The organism is Celeribacter ethanolicus (genome assembly GCF_002407265.1).
GTDB lineage: Bacteria > Pseudomonadota > Alphaproteobacteria > Rhodobacterales > Rhodobacteraceae > Celeribacter > Celeribacter ethanolicus.
In genome coordinates this window covers 688,412-714,094 of record NZ_CP022196.1, presented here as the reverse complement: position 1 = coordinate 714,094, position 25,683 = coordinate 688,412, and the positions used below count along the sequence as shown (strand labels likewise).

Genomic DNA, 25,683 nt, shown 5'->3' with positions numbered 1-25,683 from the left:
GGGGAAATGTGTGGCCGCCCTTTTCACATCACTCAAGGATCTTACGGAGCGTTTTCATGGCCACCAGTCACGGGTTTCTCGCCGATGTCACCAATATGTTCAACGATGCGGCCAAATTGCTGTCGCTCGAAGAGGGGCTGGCGGAGAAAATCTCGGTCTGCAACACTACGTTGACGACCCGCTTCGGGGTGCGGCTGCGTGGCAAGATGCATACGTTCGAGGGCTGGCGCGCCGTTCATTCCAATCACCCCAGCCCGGCCAAGGGGGGCATTCGCTATGCCCCCTATGCCAATCACGAAGAGGTCGAGGCACTCGCCGCCCTCATGTCCTACAAATGCGCGCTGATGGATCTGCCGTTCGGCGGTTCCAAGGGCGCGCTGAAGATCGACCCGAGCGCATGGGCCCCGCATGAGCTCGAGCGCATCACCCGGCGGTTCGCCCAGGAATTGGCGCGGCACGATTTCCTCAGCCCTTCGCAGAACGTCCCGGCCCCGGATGTCGGCACCAATGAGAAGACGATGATCTGGATCGCCGACGAATACCGCCGGATGAAGTCCAATGACATCAATGCCAATGCCTGTGTCACCGGGAAACCAATTGCCATGGGCGGCATCGAGGGCCGGGTCGAAGCCACCGGGCGGGGCGTGCAATACGCCACGCAGGTGTTCTTCCAGACCCCGGAAGACATCGCGAAAACCGGCCTGCCGGCGGACCTCAAAGGCCGCACGGTGATCATTCAGGGGCTTGGAAATGTCGGTTATCACGCGGCAAAATTCCTTAGCCAAGAGGATGGCTGCAAGATCGTGGCGGTGGTCGAGCGCGACGGCTCGCTGCGCAATCCGGCTGGCCTCGACATCGAGGCGCTCAAGGCCCATATGCTGGAAACCGGCGGCATAAGCGGGTTCTCGGGCGGCGAATACGACAGTGGCTCCGCGCTCAGCGATGCCTGCGACATTCTCATTCCGGCGGCGCTTGAAAGCGCGATCCACGACGGGAACGCCCATGAAATCAAGGCAAAGCTGATTGTCGAGGCCGCCAACGGCCCGATCACCTATGCCGCCAACGAAATCCTGCGCGAGCGCGGCGTGGTGATCATCCCCGACCTTTACGCCAATGCCGGCGGCGTGACCGTGAGCTATTTCGAATGGGTCAAGAACCTGACCCATATTCCCTTCGGGTTGATGGAACGCCGGCGCGACGAACAGGGCAACCGCATGCTGGCACGCCAGATCGAGAGCATGACCGGGCATCAGTTTCCCGAAGGCGCGGAGAGCTTCCTCGACGGGGCACGGGAAATTGATCTGGTGCGCTCGGGGCTCGACGACAAGATGCGCTCCGCCTATGGCGAGATGTCCCGGCTCTGGAACAGCTCCGACGACATTCCCGATCTGCGCACCGCCGCCTATATCATCGCCGTGCGCCGTCTGGCCGAGATTTATCAGGCGCTGGGGATCGGTGGCTGAGGAGAATACAGAGGGTCAACGCGCCGCTCTCTCGAACATGCCAAACAGATCGCGCGGGTCGTCCGGATCGGCAAGCATATCGAGATTTTCCGCAAAATTAGTGCCTTGTATGAGATTTCTCACGTAGCGCAGCGCCGAGAAATCTTCTATGGCAAAGCCCACGCTGTCGAACAGCGTGAGCTGCGCCGCGTCGCGCCGCCCTTCGGTCTCTCCCCGCATGACCTGCCAAAGCTCGGTCACCGGGTGATCTTCCGGAAGCTGTTGAATCTCGCCCTCGATCCGGGTCTGCTCAGGGTATTCCACGAAAATCCCGGCACGCCGGAGAATATCCGGATGCAGCTCCGTTTTGCCCGGACAATCGCCGCCGATGGCGTTGATGTGCAGCCCACGTCCGACCATGTTGTCTGTCAGGATCGTAGCATATTGCTTGTCGGCGGTGCATGTGGTGATCACCTCTGCGCTGATCACCGCGTCCTGTGCACTGGAACATGTCGTGATCTCAAAGCCTTGCGCTTCGAGGTTGCGTTTCGCCTTGGCGGTCGCCGTCGGGTCGATGTCATAGAGGCGTAGCCGGTTGATGCCGCAGAGCGCGCGGAAGGCCATGGCCTGAAATTCGCATTGCGCACCATTGCCGATCATCGCCATGATCTCTGCTCCCGTAGGCGCGAGGTATTTGGCGACAAGCGCCGAAGTCGCCGCCGTGCGCAGCGCCGTCAAAACTGTCATTTCCGTGAGTAACACCGGGTAACCCGTAGAAACTTCGGACAAAACTCCAAAGGCCGTGACCGTCTGATGGCCGGTCCTCGTGTTCTTCGGGTGACCGTTGACATATTTGAACCCGTAGAGCGTGTCATCGGCTGTCGGCATCAGCTCGATCACGCCACCGGGGACATGGGACGCCACGCGCGGGGTTTTGTCGAATTCGGGCCAGCGTTTGAAATCCGCTTCGATATGCCCCGCCAAGTCTCTGAGAAATCTTTCAATTCCAACATGATGCACGAGACGCATAATGTTGGCGACAGAGACGAAAGGCACATAGGCGAGCTCCGAAGGGGCCAGGTTCGAGGAGGCAGGCAGATTCATCATCCGAAACTCCGGGTCATGCGGTCGAGAACGCGGCGACCGAACAGGCTCGCCGTCAGATCGCAGAGTAGTTTCGCCGTACGCCCTCGCTCGTCGAGAAACGGGTTCAACTCCACCAGATCAAGCGAGCCGACCAGCCCGCTGTCACCCAGGGTTTCCATGATCAGATGCGCCTCGCGGAAGGTCGCCCCACCCGGCACCGTTGTGCCCACGGCCGGCGCGATGCCGGGGTCGAGAAAATCGACATCGAAGCTGACATGCAACCGCCCGTTTGCGCCGCGCACCCGGTCGAGAAACGCCCGAAGCGGCACCAGAACCCCGGTCTCGTCAATCGCTCGCATGTCCTGAACATCCATTTCAAGACGTTGAATGCGTTTATGTTCCGCCGAGTCGACGGAGCGAATGCCGATGAAGCACATATGCTCAGGGGCGACGGAATCGGTGAGGGCCGGATAGGCCTCAAAGCCCTCTTGCCCGGTAAAATAGGCCACCGGCGTGCCGTGCAGATTGCCGCTCTCGGTCGTGTCGAGCGTGTGCAGATCCGGGTGCGCATCGAGCCAGAGCACGAAGAGCGGTCGGCCCTCCTCGGCGGCGTGGCGGGCGATGCCGGGCACCGTGCCCGCCGACATGGAATGATCGCCCCCCATGAAGATCGGCAGACGGCTGTCGCGTGCGGCCTCATAGGCGGCGGGCTCCAAAGCCGCGATCCAGGCGCGGGTTTCGGCGAGGTTGTGCACCGCAGGGTTGGCATGCGGCATGTTCTCCTGCGGCGCGATCTCGATATCGCCACGATCCTCGACCGACCAGCCGAGCGCCTGGAGTGTCTCCGGCAACCCGGCGGTGCGCAGGCTTGCCGGCCCCATGAGACAGCCGCGTTGCGATGCGCCGGTCTCGACCGGAACGCCAAGGAGAACGGTGGATTTCATCATCTGCGAAGACCTTTGTGAGGATGTGCGTTTTTCGCAGTATGCGCCGGTTCCATGAAAGTTGTGACTTATAATTTGATCGTTATGGCGTTAGTTTTATACAAAATGACTAATTATGAGGTCAAAATGAACATCCCCGCCCTGACAGACAGCGATCGTGCCATCCTGGGGGCGCTGCGGCGCAATGCAAGATTGTCGATCACCGAACTGGCGCAGGACACCGGCCTGTCGCGCAGCACCGCGCGCACGCGGCTCGACGCGCTGGTGGCGAACGGGCATATCCGGCGCTTCACCATCGAGACCGATGTGGATGTCGAGGGCGAGGTGCGGGCGATCACGCTTGTGGCGCTGCAAGGCAAGATGTCGCGCCAGGTGATCCGCACCCTGACCCGTATCCCGGGCGTCTCCACGGTCTTCGCGACCAATGGCGCCTGGGATCTGGTCGTCGACATCCGCACCGACAGCCTCGTGAATTTCGACCGGATCCTGCGCGAGATTCGTGAAATTCCCGGCGTGGTGACCTCGGAAAGCTGTCTTCTTCTGGCCCATGTTGTGGGGTGATGCACAGCAACCGTGCGTCAATGTACAGTATTTGGGCATCGGGTTGACCTCGCGGGATGTCTTGCGCGGCTTGTAATTTCTACTTAATTTCAATGCATGGGGGACACGAGCATTCACAATCAGGTCCAGAAGATCCTCTACGCGACCACGGTCCAGGAGGTCTGGGACCCCTTGCTGAGACGACTGAAAACGGTCGGCTTTCATCATGTGCTCTACGGTTTCACGCGGTTTCATACCGATTCCGGGTTCGGTGACGACAACGACCACCTCTTCCTGACGAATTTCGGCCCGGACTACATGAAGGGCTATTTCCTTGAGGGCCGGTATCGCCACGGCCCGATGGTCCGTTGGGCGGTGGAGAATTCAGGGTGTTGTTCCTGGGACTGGATCGGCGCGAACCATGCCAGCTTTACCGAGAAAGAGCGTGAGGTGGTGGCCTTCAATCAGGCCTCCGGCGTCACCGCTGGCTATACCATCGCCTTCCCGCATTCGCTGAAACGGGCCAAGGGTGCGATTGGCATGTCGTTGGAGCCGTTCAACGGCACACAGGCCGAAGCAGATGAAATCTGGGGGGTGCATGGCGAGGACATTGAGATCCTGTGCGGCATTGCACATCTGAAGCTGATCAGCATGCCGCTGCCGAAACGCATGCTGACCAAGCGCCAGCGCGAGGTGCTGGAATGGATCAGCGATGGCAAAACAGTCGCCGATACGGCCCAGATTCTGGGCCTGAACAAGGCTACGGTGGAGAAACACCTGCGACTCGCCCGTGAGGCTCTGGGGGTGGAAACCACGGCACAGGCGGTGCTAAAGGCTTCATTACACAACCAAATTTTTACCTTCTGACCCCCGCCGCCAGGCCGTCCACGGATAAAATCAACCAAAAGGTATGGAATTGCGTACTTTCGTTCTGGTTGAGAGAGGAACAAAATGAGATTGTTCCGGCTTTCGAGGCTTGGCCTTTGGGACGGGGGGGTACGGGATCGCCAGGGTCATTCGGCTTACCGATGCTTCTATGAAGGGCCGCGGGTTTATACTCAACCGTGCGGTCCTTTTTGTTTGTATGAGTTTTGCGGGGTCCCTCATCCAAGGTTTTTGTCCCGCATAGGGTGGCTCTTTTTGAGCCACCCTTTTCTTTTGCCTCGACTCTTCTGCCTCGCCATCGACGCGTCAGCCGAACCGCCGCATGTCACGCCGCATGTCACCATGAGCCATGAAAAAGGCCGCCTCCCGAAGGAGACGGCCCGAAACGCTCGTCCGAAGAGGACGGATCAGCCCTGCATCACTTTCGCGACTTCAGCGGCAAAATCTTCTTCGGCTTTCTCGATGCCTTCGCCGACTTCGAGACGCACGAAACCGGTGATTTCGGCACCAGCCTCTTTCGCGGCTTTCTCGACGGTCAGATCTGGGTTCACCACGAAGGCCTGACCGAGAAGGGTCGACTCGGCGATGAATTTCGCCATGCGGCCCTTGATCATGTTCTCGATGATGTTTTCCGGCTTGCCGGATTCGCGGGCGATCTCGATCTGGATCTGACGCTCTTTTTCCACCATCGCCGGGTCAAGATCGGCTTCGCCGAGGCCCTGCGGGTTGGCAGCCGCAATGTGCATCGCAACCTGTTTGCCAAAGGCTTCGTCGCCGCCTTTGAGACCCACGAGCACACCGATTTTGCCCATGCCGTCGGCCGCCGCGTTGTGGACATAGGTCACAACGGTTTCAGCTTCGAGCTTGGCCATACGGCGCAGCCCCATGTTCTCGCCGATCTTGGCGATCTTGTCGGTGATCAGTTCGGAAACCGGCTTGCCGTTCACGTCGGCGGAGACCAGCTCTTCGACATTCGCAACGCCCAGAGCGGCGGTGGCGATGTCTTTCACCATGGTTTGGAATTCGGCGTTTTTCGCAACAAAGTCGGTCTCGGAGTTCACCTCGACGGCGACGCCCACACCGCCGTTCACGGCGACGGCCACGAGGCCCTCGGCAGCGGTCCGACCGGATTTCTTGGCGGCTTTCGCCAGACCTTTGGTGCGCAGCCAGTCAACGGCGGCTTCCATGTCGCCATCGGTTTCGACCAGCGCTTTTTTCGCGTCCATCATGCCTGCGCCGGTGGATTCGCGCAGTTCTTTGACCTGAGCAGCAGTGATTGCCATGTCGGCTCTCCTCGAATTCTGGGATATGCTTGCGGGGGCGGGATTACCCTGCCCCCGTATCAATTTTGTAACGACCGGACCGACATACAGGCCCGGCGACGAAGATTACTCTTCGACGGCCTCGGCCACGGCTTCTTCAACCGGCAGCTCTTCGAAGGCGCCCATGTCGACACCGGCGGCGTCCATCTGAGCCGTCATGCCGTCCAGAGCGGCGCGGGCCACGAGGTCGCAGTAGAGCGAGATCGCACGGGCGGCGTCGTCGTTGCCCGGAATGATGTAGTCCACACCGGCCGGCGAGCAGTTGGAGTCGACGACGGCCACAACCGGGATACCCAGTTTCTTGGCTTCGAGGATCGCGAGATCTTCTTTTTTCACGTCGATGATGAACAGCAGGTCCGGCAGACCGCCCATTTCACGGATACCGCCGAGCGACGCTTGAAGCTTGGCCTGGTCGCGTTCCATGTTGAGGCGCTCTTTCTTGGTGAGGCCTTCGGCGCCCGAGGAGAGCGTCTCGTCGATGGCAGCCAGACGCTGGATCGACTGGGACACGGTTTTCCAGTTGGTGAGCGTGCCGCCCAGCCAGCGGTGGTTCATGTAGTATTGCGCGCATTTCTCTGCGGCTTCGGCAACCGGGCCAGCGGCCTGGCGTTTGGTGCCGACGAAGAGAATGCGGCCACCTTTGGCGGCGGTGTCACGCACGGCCTGCAGAGCCTGGTCCAGCATCGGGACGGTCTGCGTCAGGTCGAAGATGTGAATGCCGTTGCGCTCACCGTAGATGAACTCCGCCATACGCGGGTTCCAACGCTGAGTCTGGTGACCAAAGTGAACGCCAGCTTCCAAGAGCTGACGCATGGAGAAATCGGGAAGCGCCATGTTCGTTCCTTTCCGGTTTAACGCCTTGACGGAGGGTCTCAGGCAGATGCCCAACCGGTGGACCGTTCAGGGATGTCTCCCCCGAGGGCCCGCCTCCGTCTGTGAAGTGCTCGCGCATATAGAGGGGAATTCGGGCATTGGCAACCCCTGCCCCGTTTTTGAGTATTTTTCGTACAAAGGAGACAGGGGGCGGAGCCCGGACCACATGCCATCTCTTGCCATCCGGTCAAAATCCGGCGCAAGTGGGAACATGGACAAGACACATGACATTCTTTGTATTGGCTCGGTGCTCTGGGACGTGATCGGGCGGACGGATCGTTCGATGCGCGTGGGCTCCGATGTGCCCGGGCGCATCGTGCGGGTGCCGGGCGGTGTGGCGATGAATATTGCCATGGCTTTGGCGCGGTTCGGGATGCGGCCCGATCTTTTGACCGCCATCGGGCATGATCCCGCAGGCACGGAATTGATGGAGGCCGCGAAGGTGCGCGGGATCGGCACGGAGCACGTTTATCTTTCCGAGGATCTGCCGACCGACAGTTACATGGCGGTCGAGGGGGCCAACGGTCTGATTGCTGCCATCGCGGATGCGCATTCGCTGGAACGCGCGGGCGACAAGATCCTGCGGCCTCTGGCCGACGGGCGGCTGGGCACGGTGAACGCGCCTTACATTGGCCCTGTGGCGCTCGATGGCAACCTGACCACGCAGCTCTTGCGCGAGATTGCCACCTCGCCGCTGTTTGCCAAAGCCGACCTGCGCGTGGCACCCGCCTCGCCGGGCAAAGCGGAGCGGTTGTTGCCGCTTCTGGATCACCCGCGCGCAACGCTTTACGTCAACCTCGAAGAGGCCGGGCTTTTGGCACAGACCGTGTTTGAGAGCTCCGCCGAGGCCGCGCAGGCCCTCGTGGAGAAAGGCGCGCATCGGGTTCTTGTGACCAATGGTGGCAAGGGCGCGTCGCTTGCAAGCGGTGGCGATGTCCTGACCCAAACCCCGCCCGAAGTTCTGGTCGCGCGCGTGACCGGTGCGGGCGACACTTTCATGGCGGCGCATATCGCGGCGGAAATGCGCGGGGTCGATGCGACCGGTGCGCTGACCGCCGCGCTTGAGGCCGCTGCCCTTTACGTTTCCGGAGATACCCCCCTATGACCCTTCCCATGATGTATGCCCCCGAAGTTGCCGAGGCTCTGGAGGCGGGCCGCCCCGTGGTGGCGCTCGAATCCACGATCATCACCCATGGCATGCCCTACCCGCAGAATGTCGAGACCGCGCGCATGGTCGAGGAGGACATCCGGGCGGCGGGTGCCACGCCCGCGACCATCGCCGTGCTCGACGGCGTGTTGCACATCGGTTTGACCGACACACAGCTCACCGCCCTCGGTCAGGCGACCGGCGTGATGAAAGTCTCGCGCGCCGATCTGCCGGTCTGCATCGCACGCGGTGCGACGGGCGCGACCACCGTGGCCGCGACAATGATCGGGGCTGAACTCGCCGGGATCAAGGTATTCGCCACTGGCGGCATCGGCGGCGTGCATCGCGGCGCAGAACAGACATTTGACATCTCCGCCGACCTTCTGGAACTGGGCGAAACCGCCGTGACCGTGGTTGCGGCGGGTCCGAAGGCCATTCTCGACATCCCGAAGACGCTCGAGGTGCTGGAAACCCATGGCGTTCCGGTCATCGCCTATGGTCAGGACGACATCCCGGCCTTCTGGTCGCGCGCCTCCGGGCTTCAGGCCCCTCTGCGGATGGACAGCGCGGAAGAGATCGCCCGCGCCATGCATATGCGTGCCGCCATGGGCGTCAAGGGCGGGCAGCTTATCGCCAATCCGATCCCCGAGGCGGATGAGATTCCGCGCGAGGTGATCATGCCTTTCGTCGAGACCGCGCTGAAAGAGGCTGAAGAGAAAAGCATCCACGCCAAAGAGGTCACCCCCTTCCTGTTGCAGCGGATTTTCGAGCTGACCGAAGGGGCTTCGCTCACCGCCAATATCGCGCTGGTGCGCAACAACGCCCGGCTCGCGGCCGAGATCGCCAAGGCGCTCTGCGCTTAAAGATCCTGACGCTCTGCACAATGAGAGCGCTGTGCAAATAAACGCCAGAACGGCAACGGAACCGACGATCTGAAAAATAAACCTGTGAGCGGCCCGAAACCTTTGGGCCGCTTACTTGTCTCTTAACCTGTGCGCGCATAAGTTCAGCGCAAACAGGGCACCTCGCCCGCAAGCACAGGCTTCGCACCCCCATGACCAACCCGTTCGAAGACGAAACCCACCCGCCCAAACCGCGCCGTCCGGGGCTTTTTGCACATTTGCGTGCGGCCTTCCTGACCGGGCTCGTGGTGGTCGCCCCCATCGGGCTGACCGCCTATGTGATCTGGACCGTGATCGGCTGGGTCGATGGTTGGGTGCTGACCTTCGTGCCGCAGGGCTATCACCCCGATGCGCTGATCAACCGGTTCCTCGGCTATACCGACCCGGCGGATCAGATCCATATCAACCTGCGCGGCGCAGGCGTGATCATTTTCCTGATCTTCACCGTGGTCGTCGGCTGGATCGCCAAAGGACTCGTCGGCCGCTCGCTCATCCGCTGGGCCGAAAGCCTTGTAGACCGCACGCCCATCGTGCGCTCGATCTACAACGGGGTGAAGCAGATCGCCGAAACGATCTTTTCGCAAGCGGAAACCTCCTTCGATCAGGCCTGTCTGGTGGAATACCCGCGGCGCGGCATCTGGGCGATCGGCTTTGTCTCCACCAATGCCAAGGGCGAGGTGGCACGGCGCACACCGCAGGATACGAAATATCTCTCCGTCTTCGTGCCGACGACGCCGAACCCGACCTCTGGTTTTCTGCTGTTCTTTCCTGAACATGACGTGATCAAGCTCGATATGACGGTCGAAGATGCCGCCAAACTAGTGATTTCGGCGGGGCTGGTTTACCCGAACCCGAAGGACCCGACACAGCCGCCCAAACCCGACGCATTGCCGTCCGCATAGCCGGGGCAAGACGACAGACCACCCCGTTCCCGAAAGCCGTCTATCAGGGCGGCTTTTCTCTTATGAAAACATCGCTTTGAGATCGACACTCGCGCGCTGTCCGAGATCGTCGAAATGCGCCTCAAGAAACCGGTCGCAGGCGGCCCTGCCCGCCTCTTTCATCCGAGACAGAAGCAAGGGCGAGGACACGAGTTTGGTGCGCGCCGAAAGATCCTGCATCAGATCGTCATCGGCGATCATGTGGATCAGCACATCCTTCATCGCCCCCGCCGGAAGGCGCTTGTCCGCGATCAGGTCGCGCACGAACTGCACCGAGCGCAGCTCCCGCAACATCGAGGAATTGAACGAGATCTCGTTGATCCGGTTCTGGATCTCCTCCGGTGTCTTCGGCGTGCCGGGCCGCTCCATCGGGTTGATGTTGACGATCACCACATCCTGCGGGAATTCCGGTTCGAACAGCGGAAACAGCGCCGGGTTACCAGTATAGCCGCCGTCCCAATAGGGATCGGTCACGCCGGTCTCAGGGTCCTCGATCTCCACCGCCTGAAACAGTTCCGGCAGGCAGGCGGAGGCCAGAATGACATCCCCCGTCACCTCCGCCCCCGAGAACACCCGGATCTTGCCGGTGCGCACATTGGTCGTCGAGATGAACAGCACCGGCCCCTCGTCAGATCCGGTCTGCGAACAGACCAGATCTTCCACCACATCGCTCAGCGGGTTCTCATAGAAGGCGCCGTAGACATAGGGGCTGGTGAAGGTCGCAATCGAATCGAGAAAGGCGAAAGGGACGCTGGCCTGCATCATCCGGGTGACCATCTCGGTCGTCGGCCCGAATTGCGACATCCAGCGGTTGAGCCGCATATCGGACACCGCGCCCATCTGTTCCCACAACCCGTCGAGCGCCTCTTTCGCGCCCTTGGCTCCGCCGCGCACCAGCCCGGATTTGAGCGCGGCCCCATTGAGTGCCCCCGCCGAGGTGCCGGAGATCGCGGCGATCTCGATCTCCTCATGTTCCAGAAGCCGGTCCAGCACGCCCCAGGTGAAGGCGCCATGCGCGCCGCCGCCCTGAAGCGCGAGGTTGATCCGTTTGATCGAGCTCTTCGCCTTCCGCTTCGCCATCAGAGTGCGGTCCAGCCCCCGTCGACGGAAATCGTCGTGCCGGTGATCTGCGCCGCGGCGTCGGAACAGAGGAACACCGCCGTGCCGCCGATCTGTTCCACCGTGGCGAACTGTTTCGAGGGTTGACGCTCAAGGATCACCTTCTCGATCGCCTCTTGTTCGCTCATGCCGTATTTCTTCGCCGTGTCTGGAATTTGCGCGTCCACCAACGGCGTATGCACATAGCCAGGGCAGATCGCATTGGCGGTGATCGCCTCTTTCGCGGTCTCAAGCGCCACCACCTTGGTCATGCCGACCACGCCGTGCTTGGCGCTGACATAGGCGGATTTGAACGGCGAGGCGGTCAAGCCATGCGCCGAAGCGATATTGATCACCCGGCCCCAGCCCGCCTTGCGCATCAGCGGCAAAGCGGCGGCGGTGGTGTGAAAGGCCGAGTTCATGTTGATCGCGATGATCGCATCCCATTTCTCGATGGGGAATTCGTCGATCGGCGCCACGTGCTGAATGCCTGCGTTGTTCACGAGGATGTCGCAGGTGCCCGCCTGCTCGATCAGCGCGCGACACTCCGCGCCCTGCGACATATCCGCCTTGATATAACGGGCCTTGACGCCGAATTCCTGACCGATGGCCTCGGCCAGCGCGTGATCCTCGTCGCGGTCGGTGAAGGAATTGAGCACCACATCGGCCCCTGCCTTTGCCAGTTCGCGTACGACCCCAAGCCCGATCCCCGAATTCGATCCGGTGATCACGGCGGTTTTGGATTTCAATGACATCTCAATCTCCTCTGACACTTCCTCATGTCTGTCGGGGAAAACCTAGGTTGCCCTTGGGGTGAAGTCACGCATATGTTTTTCCCGTTGTTGTGAGGGCAAGGGTGAAACATGTTCCGCTTTCTCTATGATGTCATCGTCGGGGAGGTACAGGGGCTTCTGTTTCTTTTGTACATCGTTGCGGTCCTGGTTGCTTGCGGGCGGTGCCTTTTACCTCTGTGTCCGACTGAACCTCTGGTCTCCTCTGCCCTGGCTCGCTGCGGCGTTTGTCATCGCTCTGGGCGGCTGGCTCAGTTTTCGGCATGACACGACAAACGCGAAAAAGTGAGTGCGTCCTGCGGCACGGTGCGGCCAGACCTCCCGATCCCAAGACAAAGAATCGCCCCGCTCTCAGAGAATCGCCCGGCCCTGTTCCATATATGCGCCGACGGGCAGGTTTTCCCTGCCATTCACGACGGCGGATTCACTCAAGCCTGCTTGGAAAAAAGGCGGTTTGAGAACCAAAAAAAACGCCCGCACGAGGCGGGCGCTGAGTTATTGAGGCAGGTTTCATACAGGCAAGAAACCTATCGAGCAGTGATCTCTTTATACGCGGTTCTGTGCCGCTCTCCAAGCTAAAAGTTTGAAAACACTTTCCGCTGCGCGTAAGTTTGCGGCAAGAACAACGGCACATCGGTCGCAAAAAGACCCCGGCGGAGGCAGCGTTTACACCATGGCACAAAACTATTTCTCGGGCGTCAAAAATACCGCGAGACTTTCGACTGCGGCGCTCGCGCTGTGCGCCCTGGCCCCCATGGCCCATGCCGAGCCGACCCATGGTCTTGCCATGTATGGCGCGCCCGAGCTGCCCGCCGATTTCACGTCCCTGCCCTATGTGCGCGCCGACGCGCCCAAGGGAGGCAAGATCGTCACCGGCGAAGGTGGCACCTTCGACAGCCTCAATCCCTTCATCGAGAAAGGCAATGTGCCCTGGCAGTTGCGGTATCTGATGGCCGAAAGCCTGATGATGCAGGCCTATTCCGAACCCTTCTCGCTCTATTGCCTGCTGTGTGAGACGGTCGAGACGGATGAAGATCGCACCTGGGTCGAGTTCACCCTGCGCCCGGAGGCGAAATTTTCCGACGGCACACCGGTGACGGTCGAGGATGTGATCTGGTCTTTCGAGACGCTGGGCACCGAGGGCAACGGGCGTTACGCCTCGCTCTGGAGCCAGATCGACAGCGTCGAGCAGACCGGCGACAGATCCGTGAAATTCACCTTCAACACGGAAAACCGCGAATTGGCGCTTTTGGTCGCCACGCGCCCGATCCTGAAAAAGGCCTATTGGGACGACAAGGAGTTCACCAAATCCGGCATGGACCAGATCCCGGTGACCTCCGCGCCCTATACGGTGACCGACGCTAACCCCGGCATGTTCATCGAGATGACCCGCAACCCCGACTATTGGGGCAAGGACCTGCCCGTGATGCAGGGTCAGGCGAATTTTGACACCATCCGGTTTGAGTTCTTTGCCGATCCCTCTCTGGTGATCGAGGCCTTCAAAGCCGGAGAGCTGAACGCGCACCGCGAATTCAACGTGCAGACCTGGCAGGATCAATACGACTTTCCTGCGGTCACCCGCGGCGATGTGATCAAATCCGAGATCCCGCACCAGCGCCCCACCGGCATGACTGGATTCGCAATGAACACCCGCCTGCCGCAATTCGCCGATTGGCGCGTCCGGCAGGCGATGATCGAGGCCTTTAACTTCAACTATATCAACGAGGCCCAGACCGAGAACCAGCAGACCCGCATCACCTCTTACTTCTCCAACTCGCCGCTGGGCATGCGTCCGGGGCCTGCCGAAGGTCGCGTCAAAGAGCTTTTGGAACCCTATCAGGACCAACTGCTCCCCGGCGTGATGGAGGGTTACACCCTGCCCGAAACCTCGGGCCGTGAGATTGACCGAGGCGCGATGCGCCGTGCGCTCGCGCTGATGGAAGAGGCCGGATGGACCATCCAGAACGGCCAGATGAAAAATGCCGACGGCCAGCTTTTCACCTTCGAGATTCTGCTCATGGTCGGCGACAACGAAAACCAATCCATCATCGACACCTACACCCAGATGCTCAACCAACTGGGCATCCAGCCGAAGATCGAAGTCGTCGACAAGCCGCAATATATCCAACGCATGGGCAAGTTCGATTTCGGCATGACCCCGGTGCGCTACGGCACCTCGCTCAGCCCCGGCAACGAGCAATATGCCTATTTCGGTCAGACCGCCGCCGATCAGCCCGGATCGCGCAACGTCGCGGGGATCAAGGACCCGGTCGTGGATGCGATGATCGCCAAAATGCTCGACGCGAATGACCGCGAAGACAGCCTTGCCGCCACCCGCGCGCTCGATCGGCTGTTGACCGCAGGCCGCTACGTCATCCCGCTTTACGCCTGGAACGAAAGCTTCAACGCACATGTGAAAGAGCTGCATTATCCTGAGCCCTTGCCTTTGTACGGCGATTGGATCATGTGGCGGGAAATGACGTGGTACTGGGAAGAATGACCCTTCAGGCCTGAGAAAAATACCCTTTAGAGAAATGGGAAGAAAGAATATGAAGAAAGCAGCAGTCGCCCTCCTCCTCACCCTCATCTTGGCCTCCTGCGGCACCGTCGCGGGCGTCGGCGAAGACATCACCGGCGCGTCGCGCACGGTTCAGGGCTGGTTCTGAGCGGAAAGACCTCTCGGGCCCGGCCCGAACATTACGTCGGGCGAGCGTTACGTTAGGGAGGTCACCCAGAGGATGGTCGCATCCTCCGGGCTGACCGAGATTACGTTATGGCCCATCGACGCGTCGTAATAGGCGCTGTCGCCCCGGCGCATTTCGACAGGTTCGTAGAATTCGGTGATCAGCTTGATCACACCCGTGAGCACGTAGAGGAATTCCTCCCCGTCGTGGCGCACCCAGCCATCGAACTCTTCGAAACTGCGCGCCCGAATGGTGGCGCGATACGGCAGCATGGATTTCTTGGTCAGCGCGCCCGCGAGCATCTCATGCTCATAGGTCGCCGTCGGATGCGCCGCGCCCTCGCCCGATTTCGTGACCGCCATCCGGCCCGAGATCTGCGCCTTCTGCGGCGGGGTGAACAACTGCGGCACGGAGATTTCTAAGCCCACGGCGAGCTTTTTCAGCGCATCGTAGGTGGGTGACATCTGGCCGTTTTCGATCTTGGAGAGCGTCGAGCGTGCCAGACCGGCCTGTGTCGCCGCCTGTTCCAGCGTCCAACCGCGCGCCTTGCGCAGATCGCGCACCCGCAATCCCAAATCCAAAGGCCGCGCCTCTTCCGGCAGGCCTTCGACGCCTTCGCGCGCCAGTCTGATCAGGCTTGGGGTGTGATCGTCATCCGGTTCCATGGCGCTTTGTAGCGCGTCGGCTGGCACGATGAAAAGGGCAAAAGAAAACCCCCGGATGCTGTTCTCGCATCTTCGGGGGCTCTTGGGGCAGGGTCAGTTGGGTGGACTGCTCGTGAGGTTTTGCCTGCCCTGGGTCTCTGAATCTCTCTTCTGACCGGTTGCTTTAGTCGAGCTCGGTCGAGGTGATCGGAAGCGTACCTGTGAGGAATTCGATGTCGGTCAGGCCGCCGGTGACCTGATGCGAGATCACCCGATCCAGCGCACCGCCCGCGATGGCAATCGCCGCAATCAGACCGAGGGCCAGCGTCGCGACGGGCACACGCATGCGGTGACGAAAACTGTCGACCTCATGTTCGGAGCGCGGGGCGCGTCCCTGAAATGTGGAGAAGTGCGGAGTGCTTTGCATCGCCATGATGGTGACCCTGATGAACTTGAAAACATTTGATTGCACGTAGTTAACCACGATTCCCCGCCCTCGTCACCGAACTCGGTCCGTCACAATCCTCACCGCACTCAGCGCAGATCACGCGTGAACGAAGAGTAAACAAATCGGGAATATGAAGAGTTTGCAAACCTGCAAACCCGCCCCGAACACAAGATATGGGACAAGGGGAACATTCACTTTTCTGAAAAATGTGAGCGGCAAGAATATTTTCCTTTTCTCACTCCCCTCCCCGTCCCGACCGCGCTACAAGCCCTCAACATCCAAACGAGGTCCCGATGATCCCGCTCGACATTTTCCACGATCCGATCTGCCCCTGGTGCTACATCGGCAAGGCGCGCCTCGAGCGCGCTCTCGAAGCGCGCCCAAACCACCGTTTCGCCATCCAATGGCACCCGTTCCAATTGAACCCGACCATGCCGAAGGACGGCATGGAGCGACGCGACTATCTCAATGCGAAATTCGGCGGCTCCGAGGGGGCGCGCAAAGCCTATGCGCCGGTGGTCGAGATTCTGATCCGGGAACTGCCCAAGACCGATCTTCTCGGCATTCGCACCACACCCAACACGCTCGATGCGCACCGGCTGATTCACTGGGCCGGGATCGAGGGACGTCAGACACCGATGGTCGCCGCCCTCTACCGCGCCTATTTCCAGGACGGTCGCGATATTGGGGATTCCGCCACGCTGGCCGATCTCGCCGCACAGGTCGGCATGGACGCCGAGGCCGTCACCCGCCTGCTCGCCACCGAGGCCGACGTCGGGGACATCCGCGCCCGCGATCAGCACGCCCGTGACCGGGGCGTGAACGCTGTGCCGCTGTTCATCGTCGGCAACCAGCACGCGGTCGAGGGCGCACAGCCGACCGAGCTTTGGCTCAACGTGATCGACGAGCTGGCCGCGCAAGAGACCGATTAAAGCGCGGCGCCTCACCCCAAGCCCGGCGGCTGTGCATTCCCGCAGAGCCGCCCCGCCATCTCACGGACTGTTCAAAATGCCGCACCCCGATTAGGGTCCCCCAGCGTTTCCAAATTGAAAGTGACCCTCATGCCGCGCCGTTTGCCGCAACTCGAATTCACGGTTCTTCTGGCCCTGCTCTTTGCGACCGTCGCCTTTTCCATCGACGCGATGCTCCCCGGCCTGCCGCAGATCGCCGCCGATCTGTCGCCCGACGACATCAACCGTGCGCAACTGGTGCTGACCTCCTTCGTCTTCGGCATGGGATTCGGCACGCTGGTCTCCGGCCCCCTGTCCGACCATTTCGGACGCAAGCCCGTGATCCTGTTCGGCCTCGGCCTCTATATCGTCGGCGCGGTGGTCGCTGGCCTGTCGGGGACGCTGGAAATGATGCTGGTCGGCCGCGCCATCCAGGGCGTCGGCGGCGCCTTTCCCCGCACCGTCGGCATCGCCATGGTCCGCGACCTCTACGAAGGCCGGGAAATGGCCAAGATCACCTCTTTCGTGATGACCATCTTCATGGTGGTGCCCGCCGCCGCCCCCTCAATCGGCGCGCTGATCATGACGGATTTCGGCTGGCACGGGATTTTCGCGGCCTTCATCCTGGTCGCCATTCTGGGCGCGACATGGCTCGGCCTGCGCCAGGGTGAAACCCTCATGCCGGAAAATCACCGCCGCCTGAACTGGGCGGACCTGTCCTCCGGTGCGGTCGAAGTTTTCGGCAATTACAACGTGCGGATTTACACGGTGATCCTGCTTCTCGGCTTTGGCCAGATGTTCGCCATCCTCTCCTCCGTCCAGCAGATTTATAGCGAGACCTTCGGGCTCGAAGAGGTTTTCCCCTATTTCTTCGGGGCGACCGCCATCATCTCCGCTGTGGGCGCGATCCTGAACGGGCGGCTCGTGGGTGAAAAAGGCATGCATTTCATGATCCGGCTGGGCTATGGCATCGCGCTGACCGCCTCTGTGATCGCATTCGCCCTCAACCTTCTGGGCGTCAGCACCGGCATGCCGGGCTTTGTCGTGTTCTTCCTGTGGACCGTGGCGATGTTCTCGATCAACGCCTTCACCTTCGGCAACCTCAATGCACTGGCACTGGTGCCGCTCGGGCGTCTCGCGGGGCTCGCCAACTCGCTGATCGGGGCGGTGTTCACTATGGGTGCCGTTCTCATTGCCGCACCCGTCGGACTTGCCTTCAACGGCACGCCGATCCCGGTGATGGCGGCAGGGATTCTCTGCTCCGGTCTGGCGCTGATCCTGTTCCGTTTCGAAGACAGCGCCACGGCCCCCCATGGCGCCCCGTCGCAACCCTCGAAACCGGCTGAATAAAGTTTACTTTTTAGATGGTTGCGCAGCGGTCTTCGCGAATTTCGCAAGGTCCTGCGCAATCGAATACGCGCCCTTGATCTTGTCGCTGTCCTTCTTCCAGTCGCGCCGGATGATGATCTTGTTGTCTTTGACTTTGGCCTGACCCTTCTGGCCATGGATGAATTCCACAAGCCCCGCCGGGTTGGCATATTTGTCGTTGTGGAACTGGATCGTCGCGCCCTTTGGCCCGCCATCGAGCCGCGCAATCCCGGCCTCCCGGCATTTCTCCTTGATCCGAACAACGAGCAGCAAGGTGTTGACCTCTTTGGGCAATTTTCCAAAGCGGTCGATCAGTTCGGCTGCGAAGCCTTCCAGCTCCACCTTGGTTTTCAGGCCGGACAAACGCCGATAGAGCCCCAAGCGCACATCGAGATCAGGCACATAGGTTTCGGGGATCAGCACCGGCACGCCAAGGTTGATCTGCGGCGCCCATTGGCCGTCGTCGTCAAGGCTCACCGCCTCCTCGCCCGATTTGATCCGCGCAATGGCCTCTTCCAGCATGGATTGATAGAGCTCAAAGCCGACCTCTTTGACGTGCCCGGATTGCTCCTCACCCACCAGATTGCCTGCGCCCCGGATGTCAAGATCTTGAGACGCAAGGGTAAATCCGGCCCCAAGCGTATCGAGCGAGCCCAGAACCCGCAGACGTTTTTCCGCCTGCGGTGTTAAAGGCGCGCGGGGGTTCGTGGTCAGATAGGCATAAGCGCGCGTCTTGGCACGGCCCACTCGGCCCCGGATTTGATAGAGCTGCGCGAGGCCGAACATATCGGCGCGGTGCACCACCATCGTGTTTGCGGTCGGAATGTCGATACCGCTTTCCACGATGGTCGTCGCCAGCAGCACGTCATATTTCCCGTCGTAAAACGCGTTCATCCGATCGTCGAGCTCGCCCGCCGCCATTTGACCATGCGCCACCACATGGGTCAGCTCCGGCACTTGCGCCTTGAGGAACTCTTCGATCTCCGGAATATCGCTGACGCGCGGCACCACGAAAAACGACTGCCCGCCCCGGTAATGTTCGCGCAACAGCGCCTCGCGGATCGTCACCGTGTCGAATTCCGACACATAGGTGCGGATCGACAGCCGGTCGACGGGCGGCGTGCCAATAATAGAGAGATCCCGCACCCCGGTGAGCGACATTTGCAGCGTCCGCGGGATCGGCGTGGCCGAAAGCGTCAGCACATGAATGTTGGACTTCAAAGACTTAAGGCGCTCTTTGTGGGTCACACCAAAGCGTTGTTCCTCGTCCACGATCAAGAGGCCCAGATTGGCAAACTTCACCGATTTCGCCAGCAAAGCATGGGTGCCCACGACAATATCGACCGTCCCTTCGGCCAGTTCCTCCCGGGTTTTCGCCATGTCTTTTGCGGAAACAAAGCGCGACATCGGTCTGATATTGATGGGAAAACCCCGGAATCTCTCGGCAAAGCTGCGGAAGTGCTGCCGCGCCAGAAGCGTCGTCGGTGCGATCACCGCCACCTGTGCGCCCGAAAGTGCCGCAACAAAGGCCGCGCGCATCGCCACCTCGGTCTTGCCAAATCCCACATCGCCACACACGAGGCGGTCCATCGGCATGCCGCGATCCAGATCATCGAGCACATCTTCGATGGCCTTCATCTGATCCTCGGTCTCCGTATAAGGGAAACGCGCGCAGAAGGCCTCCCACATATCCTCCGGCGGCTCCATGATCGGCGCTTTACGGATATGGCGCTCGGCGGCGATGCGGATCAGCTTCTCCGCCACCTCGCGGATGCGTTCCTTCATCCGCGCTTTCTTGGCCTGCCAAGCGCCGCCGCCGAGCTTGTCCAAAAGCCCTTCGTCATGGCCGTACCGGCTCAGAAGCTCAATGTTTTCAACGGGAAGATAAAGCCGATCCCCGCCCGCATATTCCAGGAGAAGACATTCATGCGCCGCGCCCAGAGCGGTCACGACCTCAAGCCCGCGGAAAATCCCCACGCCATGTTCGACATGGACGATCAGATCGCCGGGGCTCAGCGTACTATGTTCGGTGAGGAAATTCTCCGCCTTCTTGCGTCGTCCCGGACGGCGGATCAGCCGGTCGCCCAACACGTCCTGCTCGGAAATCACCGTCACGGAATGGCCGTCGCCCACCGGCGCCTCAAAGCCCTGATCCAGCGTCCAGACCGCAAGATACACGCCGCCGATCCCGTCCGGCACATCGCGCCAGTCGGAAATCTCCGTCAGCCCATTCAGGTCCTCGTCTTCCAAAAGCGACTTGAGCCGCTCCCGTGCGCCTTCGGACCATGAGGCAACGATCACCTGCCCGACTTCGCGCCGTTTGCGAATATGACCCGACAACTCTTCGAAAAGATTGACGCCTTCCATCTGGCGCTCGGGCGAGAAATTACGCCCGACACGACCGCCCGCGTCGATCACACCGGGGCCGGAGGCCTGCGGCAGAGGGTGGAAATGGATCACCCGACGACCTTCGGTGGCCGCCTCCCACGCCGCATCGTCGAGATAAAGCAAACCCGGCGGACAGGGTTTGTAGACCGAGTCCAGCCGCCCCTTGGCAGCCAGTGCCTCGCGCCGGGTCTGATACTGATCCTCAATGCCTTCCCAGCGCGAAAGACGCGCCGTAGTCGATTGATTGTCAAGGGAAATCGTTACGCCCGGCAGATAATCGAAAATCGTATCCAGCCGTTCGTGGAAATACGGGAGCCAATGCTCCATGCCCGCATGTTTGCGCCCCGCCGTCACCGCCTCATAGAGCGGATCGTCGGTGCCTGCCGCACCGAATTCGATGCGGTAATTTTGCCGGAACCGCGTGATCGCCGGCTCATCAAGGATCACCTCAGAGACCGGCGTGAAGCTGACCTCTGCCAGGGTGTCGACGGTTTTCTGGCTCGCCGGATCGAAGCGCCGGATGCCGTCCAGCTCATCGCCGAAAAAATCGAGCCGCACCGGCAAAACCTGCCCCGGCGGGAAGACGTCGATGATGCCACCGCGAATGGCATAGTCGCCATGCTCCACCACGGTCGGCGCTTGGGTAAAGCCCATGCGAACGAAAAACGCCCGCAACTCCGCCTCATTAACGCGCTGGCCTTTTCTGAGCGTAAACGCCGCCTCCGCGAGCGTATCCCGCGCCGGGACGCGCTGGGTCGCGGAGGACAGCGTGGTCAGCAGGACAAAGCGTTTCGGCACCGCGCCATGGGCCAGAGCCGCCAGCGTCGCCATGCGTTGTGCGGCGAGGTCGGGGTTGGGCGAACTGCGGTCGAAAGGCAGGCAATCCCAAGCCGGGAATTCCAGCACCGGCAGATCGGGCGCAAAGAACCGCAGCCCGTCGCGCAGGGCCGCCAGACGCTTGTCGTCCCGCGCCACATGGATCACGGGCGCCTCTGAGCGCGCCACTTCGCGGGCAAGGTAAAACGCGTCGAACCCCTCCGGCGCGCCGCCGACGGTAAGATGATTGGCCTTGCTCATTCGTTCACCCTCCCAAGGGACCGATGACGATATTCTGATACATGCCCCACATGGCGGCGGCGAAAATAGACATCATGCCAATGAGTTGCACATAGAACCTCTGACGGCGCAGCAGGCTGACGAGGTGCTCGCCCCTGGGGCGGTCCGCTGCGATGCGCCGCGCCAGACGGATATTCAGAAGACCGACGAAAATCATCGGGAAGGCCATCAGGAAGAGGGCCTGGGAAAATTCCATATCATAGACGAATCCGGTGAATCCCAGAATGGTGATGGCCGCCCCCGCGAATGCCGTGAGCATCAGCCCGGAAACCTCGGCGATGCTGAGCAGCCGCGCGCAGTTGATCCGCACCAGATCCTCGAGATCGGCCATGCGTTGACCGCCCTGGCGCCTGGCCTTGAGCGCCAGATCGAAGGGCACCCCCAGGACGAAATGCGAGGCAGTGGACCAGAGCACGGCCAGCGCGATCCAGTACCACAGATTCGAAAAGGACCGCATGTCGATCACTTCGAAAATGGTTGAATAGAAGTCCACGGGCGCCTGCTCTTTGCTTCTGGGGCCGGTTTTTACGGCAAATTCTGTGGGGAGCTTGCCCAACCTGTGCACAGATTAGGCCCCCCAGGTGCCGATTCCTACCCTTGAAGCGCCAGAAAATCCATGCCACCTCAATGGAAATGTCGCAAACCGAGGTCACCGCCATGACACGCACCACCGCTCCCTTCCCGCTCACCCGTCTGCGCCGGACGCGAAAGATGGAGGCCCTGCGCGGTCTCGTGCGGGAAAACCACCTCTGCGTCGCCGATCTGATCTGGCCGGTCTTTGTGCGCGAAGGCGTGAATGAGGCGACGCCCATTCCCTCGATGCCCGGTGTCGAACGTCTGACAATCGACCGGCTGGTGAAAGCGGCCACAGAGGCTTACGCGCTTGGCATTCCTGCGATCTGTCTGTTTCCCTATATCGAACCGGAGCTGAAAACCGAAGATTGCGCCGGGGCCTGGGACCCGAACAACCTCGTGAACCGGGCCATTCGCGCGATCAAGGCGGAGGTGCCGGAACTTGCGATCATGACCGACGTGGCGCTCGATCCCTATAACATCAACGGCCATGACGGCTATGTGGTGAATGGCGAGATCGTCAACGACATGACCGTCGAGGCGCTGGTGAAAATGTCCGTGGCCCAGGCCGAGGCGGGCGCCGACATCATCGGTCCGTCGGACATGATGGACGGCCGCATCGGCATGATCCGGCAGGCGCTTGAGGCCGAGGGCTTCGACAAGGTGTCGATCATGTCCTATGCCGCGAAATACGCCTCCGGGTTTTACGGCCCGTTCCGCGATGCAGTCGGAGCGTCGGGCGCCTTGAAAGGCGACAAGAAGACCTACCAGATGGACCCGGCCAATACGGACGAGGCACTTCGTCTGGTTGAACGCGACCTTCTTGAGGGCGCGGATATGGTGATGGTCAAGCCCGGCATGCCCTATCTCGACGTCTGCACCCGGGTGCAGGAGCGTTTCCATGTGCCGACCTTCGCCTATCAGGTCTCCGGCGAATATGCGATGCTGGCGGCGGCGTTCCAGAACGGCTGGCTCGACCGCGAAAAGATCGTGCTTGAAAGCCTCATGTGTTTCAAACGCGCGGGATGCAACGGCATCCTGACTTATTTCGCCCCGGAAGCGGCGAAGTTGCTCGCGAAATAACGGCTACAGATCGGCAAAACCCCACTCAAACCCACCATAGGTGGTGTTTTGCCGATGACATGGGCGAAAACTTGCGGTTATAGTACCGGCAATCGGGCCAAGAGAGCCCTTCCGAGGCATAGCAGTAAAGGACAGCCTTATGACATCCTCCAAGATGCCGATTTCCAATCGCCGGACGTTCATGATCGGTCTGGGCAGTGCCGGGCTTTTGGCCGCCTGCGACAATTCCATGCGCTCCAATGGTGCCGCGACCATCGACGCTCGGGTCGACAGTACGCTGAACTACCTCTACTCCACCTACCCCGGCACCACGGCGCTGCGTGACAAATCCGTCGGCATGCTGGTTATGCCGCTGATCACCAAGGCCGGATTCGGCGTTGGCGGGTCCTATGGCCGCGGCGCGCTGCGCGTGGGCGGTGTGACGGTGGATTATTTCTCCTCGACACAGGCCACCTTCGGGCTTCAGATCGGCGCGCAGCAATATGCCCACGTCCTGTTCTTCATGACCAACGAGGCACTCGCGGGTTTCCGCAATTCGCCGGGTTGGTCGGCGGGGGCCGATCTCGAATACGCGCTGTCGAACAAGGGCGAAAACCTTTCGGCGGAAACCCTGACCTCGCTGTCTCCGGTGATCGCCGTAGTCTTCGGTCAGGCCGGTCTCATCGCGGGCGCGACTGTCGAAGGGACGAAATACACGCGGATCATCCCCTGATTTCGCGCCTTGTCGAAACTTAATATGATGCATGAAAGAAGCGGGGCAAGCCCCGCTTTTTGTTTGAGTATTCAGGCCATCAGAAAACCTAGGGAACGGCCTCTTCCAAAACACCGTCCGCCGACATTTGCGCATAAAGCAGACCTTCGCGCAGGCCGCGATCTGCAACGGACAGCCGATCTGTCGGCCAGATCCGCAACAGCGCCTGAAGGATGGCCGCGCCAGACATGATCAGCTCCTGCCTGTCACGCCCGATGCGCGGGTCGCGTTTGCGCCCTTCCGGGCCGAGGTCGAGATAATCGCGGATCACCCGGTTGATCTGCTCGGACGTCATGCGCAGCCCGTCGACCTTGTTGCGGTCGTAGCGTTTGAGCCCGAGATGCGAGGCCGCGACCGTGGTCACCGTCCCCGAGGTGCCGATGATCTGAAAGCCTTCGCGACAGGCCTCATTGGCATAGGGGGTGAAATCGGCGAGTTTTTCTTCGAAATACCAGGACATCAGCGCAAACCGCGCGGCATCGTCCTCGACGTCGGAGAATTGCTCCATCAGGGTCGCGACACCGAGTGGGACGGAAATCCAGTCCACCACCTTGGCATGCGGAAACGGGCTGTCGGCATTGGTGAAACCGGTATGCAGCCGCATGATCGACCGCGGACGCTCGGCGCGCGGCACATTGGTCAGGTCGATCCACACGAGCTCCGTCGAGCCGCCGCCGATGTCCACCACCAGAAGCTGTTCGGTCTTGGTCGAGACCAGAGGCGCGCAGGAGACGACGGCGAGGCGCGCCTCTTCCTCCGGCTTGATGATTTCGAGCTTGAGCCCGGTCTCCCGCTGCACCCGGCGCAGGAAATCGCGTGAATTGCGGGCGCGGCGGCAGGCCTCCGTCGCCACCAGGCGCATATGTTTGACCTCGTGTTTTTCGAGCTTCTTGCGACAGACGCGCAGCGCCTGAATGGTCCGGGTGATCGACGTGCGGCATAACCGACCGGAGGCCTCGAGCCCGTTGCCGAGCTGGACCGATTTCGAGAAACTGTCGACCACATGGAACTGGCTGCCCTTCGGTTGGGCGATCAGCATGCGGCACGAATTGGTACCGAGATCCAGCGCGGCATAAAGCTCGGCCGGGTCGGCGGGTTTGGGTGCGGAAGGCTCGACCGCTTTCGGGAACGCGCCCGCACCTTTGGGACGCTTGGGCGCCATGGTTCACGCCCTCCATATCAAGTTATCCCCACCATAAGCGAAAATCCGCGCGTCGGGCAAGAGCCGTGAGAGGCCATGACCATCACTGACCATCACAATGACCGGAGGTCGGCGGCCGCGGTCCGGCCCCGCTCATGATCTTCTTGAGTATTTTTCCGATCCTGCGGCCTTTCCCGCAGCCCGCCTTTCTTTTATGCTCTTTTATGCGTTCTGAGACTGAATTTGAGCGTGAGAGCAAGATGGCTGATCTGACCGTAATCTATTGGCGCGATATTCCGGCGCAGGTCCGCGTGGGCCGGGGCCGCCGGGCCGCGCGTGCCGTTCTGCCGGAGCGGTTCGAACAGGCCATCGACCGCGTGGCGATGAAGATCGGCGCCACGGATGGCGACGCCTATATGGCCGAATGGCGCGATGTGGTGGAGGAAACCACACTCGACGGTCAGGAGGCCGCCGACACCCGCGCCGCCGAACTGGATGCGGCCTATGACAAAGAGCGCCTGATCGCGCTGGTGAACAACGAGGGCCGTGAGGCCCAGTAAAGGACG

Annotated in this window: 24 protein-coding genes; 13 read left to right on the top strand and 11 right to left on the bottom strand. The window is 61.0% G+C overall.

Annotated elements, in window-relative coordinates:
* Positions 1 to 56: 56 nt before the first annotated feature.
* Entirely contained in the window at positions 57 to 1,463 is a 1,407-nt protein-coding gene (locus CEW89_RS03550) for a Glu/Leu/Phe/Val family dehydrogenase (protein WP_066709857.1), read from the top strand.
* 15 nt (positions 1,464 to 1,478) lie between these two features.
* Here CEW89_RS03550 and CEW89_RS03545 read toward each other — a convergent pair whose 3' ends face one another.
* The gene (locus CEW89_RS03545) at positions 1,479 to 2,546 is read right to left on the bottom strand and encodes an ornithine cyclodeaminase (RefSeq protein ID WP_096807118.1); all 1,068 of its coding nucleotides are present in this window, start codon (positions 2,544 to 2,546) and stop codon (positions 1,479 to 1,481) included.
* Positions 2,546 to 3,475, bottom strand: a complete 930-nt coding sequence (gene rocF, locus CEW89_RS03540) for an arginase (protein WP_096804924.1) — start codon at positions 3,473 to 3,475, stop codon at positions 2,546 to 2,548. The genes CEW89_RS03545 and rocF overlap by 1 nt, the downstream gene beginning before the upstream one ends.
* Positions 3,476 to 3,598: 123 nt before the next feature.
* Here rocF and CEW89_RS03535 point away from each other — a divergent pair, with 123 nt between their 5' ends.
* Both CEW89_RS03535 and CEW89_RS03530 read left to right on the top strand, forming a co-directional pair.
* Positions 3,599 to 4,033, top strand: a complete 435-nt coding sequence (locus CEW89_RS03535; RefSeq protein ID WP_066709860.1) for an Lrp/AsnC family transcriptional regulator — start codon at positions 3,599 to 3,601, stop codon at positions 4,031 to 4,033.
* 96 nt (positions 4,034 to 4,129) lie between these two features.
* Positions 4,130 to 4,879 carry a helix-turn-helix transcriptional regulator gene (locus tag CEW89_RS03530; RefSeq protein WP_066709863.1) on the top strand — a complete coding sequence of 250 codons (750 nt, stop codon included), beginning with the start codon at positions 4,130 to 4,132 and terminating at the stop codon, positions 4,877 to 4,879.
* 425 nt (positions 4,880 to 5,304) lie between these two features.
* On the opposite strand, the gene tsf is transcribed toward CEW89_RS03530, so the two are convergent.
* Both tsf and rpsB read right to left on the bottom strand, forming a co-directional pair.
* Complete coding sequence (gene tsf, locus CEW89_RS03525) at positions 5,305 to 6,180, bottom strand: translation elongation factor Ts (protein ID WP_066709866.1); 876 nt, start codon at positions 6,178 to 6,180, stop codon at positions 5,305 to 5,307.
* Between the two features lie 105 nt (positions 6,181 to 6,285).
* A complete protein-coding gene (rpsB, locus tag CEW89_RS03520; RefSeq protein WP_066709869.1) occupies positions 6,286 to 7,053 on the bottom strand; it encodes a 30S ribosomal protein S2 in 768 nt (255 codons plus the stop codon).
* A gap of 250 nt (positions 7,054 to 7,303) precedes the next feature.
* On the opposite strand from rpsB, the gene CEW89_RS03515 reads away from it, so the two are divergent.
* From CEW89_RS03515 to CEW89_RS03505, 3 genes are all read left to right on the top strand, one after another.
* Entirely contained in the window at positions 7,304 to 8,197 is an 894-nt protein-coding gene (locus CEW89_RS03515; protein ID WP_096804923.1) for a PfkB family carbohydrate kinase, read from the top strand.
* Positions 8,194 to 9,102 carry a pseudouridine-5'-phosphate glycosidase gene (locus CEW89_RS03510; protein ID WP_198403490.1) on the top strand — a complete coding sequence of 303 codons (909 nt, stop codon included), beginning with the start codon at positions 8,194 to 8,196 and terminating at the stop codon, positions 9,100 to 9,102. Before CEW89_RS03515 ends, CEW89_RS03510 begins: the two co-directional genes overlap by 4 nt.
* 191 nt (positions 9,103 to 9,293) lie before the next feature.
* Complete coding sequence (locus tag CEW89_RS03505; RefSeq protein WP_096804922.1) at positions 9,294 to 10,043, top strand: DUF502 domain-containing protein; 750 nt, start codon at positions 9,294 to 9,296, stop codon at positions 10,041 to 10,043.
* A 60-nt stretch (positions 10,044 to 10,103) separates the two neighbouring features.
* On the opposite strand, the gene CEW89_RS03500 is transcribed toward CEW89_RS03505, so the two are convergent.
* Together CEW89_RS03500 and CEW89_RS03495 are read right to left on the bottom strand one after the other, a co-directional pair.
* Complete coding sequence (locus tag CEW89_RS03500; protein ID WP_096804921.1) at positions 10,104 to 11,162, bottom strand: patatin-like phospholipase family protein; 1,059 nt, start codon at positions 11,160 to 11,162, stop codon at positions 10,104 to 10,106.
* Positions 11,162 to 11,935 (bottom strand): 3-hydroxybutyrate dehydrogenase, encoded by a 774-nt coding sequence (locus CEW89_RS03495; protein ID WP_096804920.1) that lies wholly within the window; start codon positions 11,933 to 11,935, stop codon positions 11,162 to 11,164. The genes CEW89_RS03500 and CEW89_RS03495 overlap by 1 nt, the downstream gene beginning before the upstream one ends.
* A gap of 709 nt (positions 11,936 to 12,644) precedes the next feature.
* Here CEW89_RS03495 and CEW89_RS03490 point away from each other — a divergent pair.
* Positions 12,645 to 14,471, top strand: coding sequence for an extracellular solute-binding protein (locus CEW89_RS03490; RefSeq protein WP_096804919.1), 1,827 nt, complete (start codon positions 12,645 to 12,647; stop codon positions 14,469 to 14,471).
* Between the two features lie 49 nt (positions 14,472 to 14,520).
* Positions 14,521 to 14,637 (top strand): putative periplasmic lipoprotein, encoded by a 117-nt coding sequence (locus tag CEW89_RS03485; protein ID WP_066709895.1) that lies wholly within the window; start codon positions 14,521 to 14,523, stop codon positions 14,635 to 14,637.
* A 47-nt stretch (positions 14,638 to 14,684) separates the two neighbouring features.
* Here the strand turns inward: CEW89_RS03485 and CEW89_RS03480 are convergent, their stop codons facing one another.
* Both CEW89_RS03480 and CEW89_RS03475 read right to left on the bottom strand, forming a co-directional pair.
* Positions 14,685 to 15,320 (bottom strand): helix-turn-helix domain-containing protein, encoded by a 636-nt coding sequence (locus CEW89_RS03480; RefSeq protein ID WP_066709898.1) that lies wholly within the window; start codon positions 15,318 to 15,320, stop codon positions 14,685 to 14,687.
* Positions 15,321 to 15,483: 163 nt separating this feature from the next.
* Complete coding sequence (locus CEW89_RS03475; protein WP_066709900.1) at positions 15,484 to 15,732, bottom strand: hypothetical protein; 249 nt, start codon at positions 15,730 to 15,732, stop codon at positions 15,484 to 15,486.
* 308 nt (positions 15,733 to 16,040) lie between these two features.
* Here CEW89_RS03475 and CEW89_RS03470 point away from each other — a divergent pair, with 308 nt between their 5' ends.
* Both CEW89_RS03470 and CEW89_RS03465 read left to right on the top strand, forming a co-directional pair.
* Positions 16,041 to 16,679, top strand: coding sequence for a DsbA family oxidoreductase (locus CEW89_RS03470; RefSeq protein ID WP_096804918.1), 639 nt, complete (start codon positions 16,041 to 16,043; stop codon positions 16,677 to 16,679).
* A 129-nt stretch (positions 16,680 to 16,808) separates the two neighbouring features.
* The gene (locus CEW89_RS03465; protein WP_066709905.1) at positions 16,809 to 18,047 is read left to right on the top strand and encodes a multidrug effflux MFS transporter; all 1,239 of its coding nucleotides are present in this window, start codon (positions 16,809 to 16,811) and stop codon (positions 18,045 to 18,047) included.
* 3 nt (positions 18,048 to 18,050) lie between these two features.
* On the opposite strand, the gene mfd is transcribed toward CEW89_RS03465, so the two are convergent.
* The gene (gene mfd / locus CEW89_RS03460) at positions 18,051 to 21,530 is read right to left on the bottom strand and encodes a transcription-repair coupling factor (RefSeq protein WP_096804917.1); all 3,480 of its coding nucleotides are present in this window, start codon (positions 21,528 to 21,530) and stop codon (positions 18,051 to 18,053) included.
* 4 nt (positions 21,531 to 21,534) lie between these two features.
* Positions 21,535 to 22,062, bottom strand: coding sequence for a component of SufBCD complex (locus CEW89_RS03455; protein WP_096804916.1), 528 nt, complete (start codon positions 22,060 to 22,062; stop codon positions 21,535 to 21,537).
* Positions 22,063 to 22,226: 164 nt separating this feature from the next.
* Between CEW89_RS03455 and hemB the strand changes: the two genes are divergently transcribed.
* On the top strand, positions 22,227 to 23,225 hold the full coding sequence (gene hemB / locus CEW89_RS03450; protein WP_066709966.1) for a porphobilinogen synthase: 999 nt from the start codon (positions 22,227 to 22,229) through the stop codon (positions 23,223 to 23,225).
* A gap of 154 nt (positions 23,226 to 23,379) precedes the next feature.
* Positions 23,380 to 23,937 carry a lipid-binding SYLF domain-containing protein gene (locus tag CEW89_RS03445; protein WP_066709968.1) on the top strand — a complete coding sequence of 186 codons (558 nt, stop codon included), beginning with the start codon at positions 23,380 to 23,382 and terminating at the stop codon, positions 23,935 to 23,937.
* An 88-nt stretch (positions 23,938 to 24,025) separates the two neighbouring features.
* Here CEW89_RS03445 and CEW89_RS03440 read toward each other — a convergent pair whose 3' ends face one another.
* Complete coding sequence (locus CEW89_RS03440) at positions 24,026 to 25,138, bottom strand: Ppx/GppA phosphatase family protein (RefSeq protein ID WP_096804915.1); 1,113 nt, start codon at positions 25,136 to 25,138, stop codon at positions 24,026 to 24,028.
* A gap of 239 nt (positions 25,139 to 25,377) precedes the next feature.
* Here CEW89_RS03440 and CEW89_RS03435 point away from each other — a divergent pair, with 239 nt between their 5' ends.
* Positions 25,378 to 25,677, top strand: coding sequence for a virulence factor (locus CEW89_RS03435; RefSeq protein ID WP_096807115.1), 300 nt, complete (start codon positions 25,378 to 25,380; stop codon positions 25,675 to 25,677).
* The last annotated feature ends 6 nt before the right edge of the window (positions 25,678 to 25,683 follow it).

Bases quoted from the DNA above. Each gene is read 5' to 3' on its own strand.
- CEW89_RS03550 (WP_066709857.1), top strand. From the start codon at position 57: ATGGCCACCAGTCACGGGTTTCTCGCCGATGTCACCAATATGTTCAAC.
- CEW89_RS03545 (WP_096807118.1), bottom strand. From the start codon at position 2,546: ATGAATCTGCCTGCCTCCTCGAACCTGGCCCCTTCGGAGCTCGCCTAT.
- rocF (WP_096804924.1), bottom strand. From the start codon at position 3,475: ATGATGAAATCCACCGTTCTCCTTGGCGTTCCGGTCGAGACCGGCGCA.
- CEW89_RS03535 (WP_066709860.1), top strand. From the start codon at position 3,599: ATGAACATCCCCGCCCTGACAGACAGCGATCGTGCCATCCTGGGGGCG.
- CEW89_RS03530 (WP_066709863.1), top strand. From the start codon at position 4,130: ATGGGGGACACGAGCATTCACAATCAGGTCCAGAAGATCCTCTACGCG.
- tsf (WP_066709866.1), bottom strand. From the start codon at position 6,180: ATGGCAATCACTGCTGCTCAGGTCAAAGAACTGCGCGAATCCACCGGC.
- rpsB (WP_066709869.1), bottom strand. From the start codon at position 7,053: ATGGCGCTTCCCGATTTCTCCATGCGTCAGCTCTTGGAAGCTGGCGTT.
- CEW89_RS03515 (WP_096804923.1), top strand. From the start codon at position 7,304: ATGGACAAGACACATGACATTCTTTGTATTGGCTCGGTGCTCTGGGAC.
- CEW89_RS03510 (WP_198403490.1), top strand. From the start codon at position 8,194: ATGACCCTTCCCATGATGTATGCCCCCGAAGTTGCCGAGGCTCTGGAG.
- CEW89_RS03505 (WP_096804922.1), top strand. From the start codon at position 9,294: ATGACCAACCCGTTCGAAGACGAAACCCACCCGCCCAAACCGCGCCGT.
- CEW89_RS03500 (WP_096804921.1), bottom strand. From the start codon at position 11,162: ATGGCGAAGCGGAAGGCGAAGAGCTCGATCAAACGGATCAACCTCGCG.
- CEW89_RS03495 (WP_096804920.1), bottom strand. From the start codon at position 11,935: ATGTCATTGAAATCCAAAACCGCCGTGATCACCGGATCGAATTCGGGG.
- CEW89_RS03490 (WP_096804919.1), top strand. From the start codon at position 12,645: ATGGCACAAAACTATTTCTCGGGCGTCAAAAATACCGCGAGACTTTCG.
- CEW89_RS03485 (WP_066709895.1), top strand. From the start codon at position 14,521: ATGAAGAAAGCAGCAGTCGCCCTCCTCCTCACCCTCATCTTGGCCTCC.
- CEW89_RS03480 (WP_066709898.1), bottom strand. From the start codon at position 15,320: ATGGAACCGGATGACGATCACACCCCAAGCCTGATCAGACTGGCGCGC.
- CEW89_RS03475 (WP_066709900.1), bottom strand. From the start codon at position 15,732: ATGGCGATGCAAAGCACTCCGCACTTCTCCACATTTCAGGGACGCGCC.
- CEW89_RS03470 (WP_096804918.1), top strand. From the start codon at position 16,041: ATGATCCCGCTCGACATTTTCCACGATCCGATCTGCCCCTGGTGCTAC.
- CEW89_RS03465 (WP_066709905.1), top strand. From the start codon at position 16,809: ATGCCGCGCCGTTTGCCGCAACTCGAATTCACGGTTCTTCTGGCCCTG.
- mfd (WP_096804917.1), bottom strand. From the start codon at position 21,530: ATGAGCAAGGCCAATCATCTTACCGTCGGCGGCGCGCCGGAGGGGTTC.
- hemB (WP_066709966.1), top strand. From the start codon at position 22,227: ATGACACGCACCACCGCTCCCTTCCCGCTCACCCGTCTGCGCCGGACG.
- CEW89_RS03445 (WP_066709968.1), top strand. From the start codon at position 23,380: ATGCCGATTTCCAATCGCCGGACGTTCATGATCGGTCTGGGCAGTGCC.
- CEW89_RS03440 (WP_096804915.1), bottom strand. From the start codon at position 25,138: ATGGCGCCCAAGCGTCCCAAAGGTGCGGGCGCGTTCCCGAAAGCGGTC.
- CEW89_RS03435 (WP_096807115.1), top strand. From the start codon at position 25,378: ATGGCTGATCTGACCGTAATCTATTGGCGCGATATTCCGGCGCAGGTC.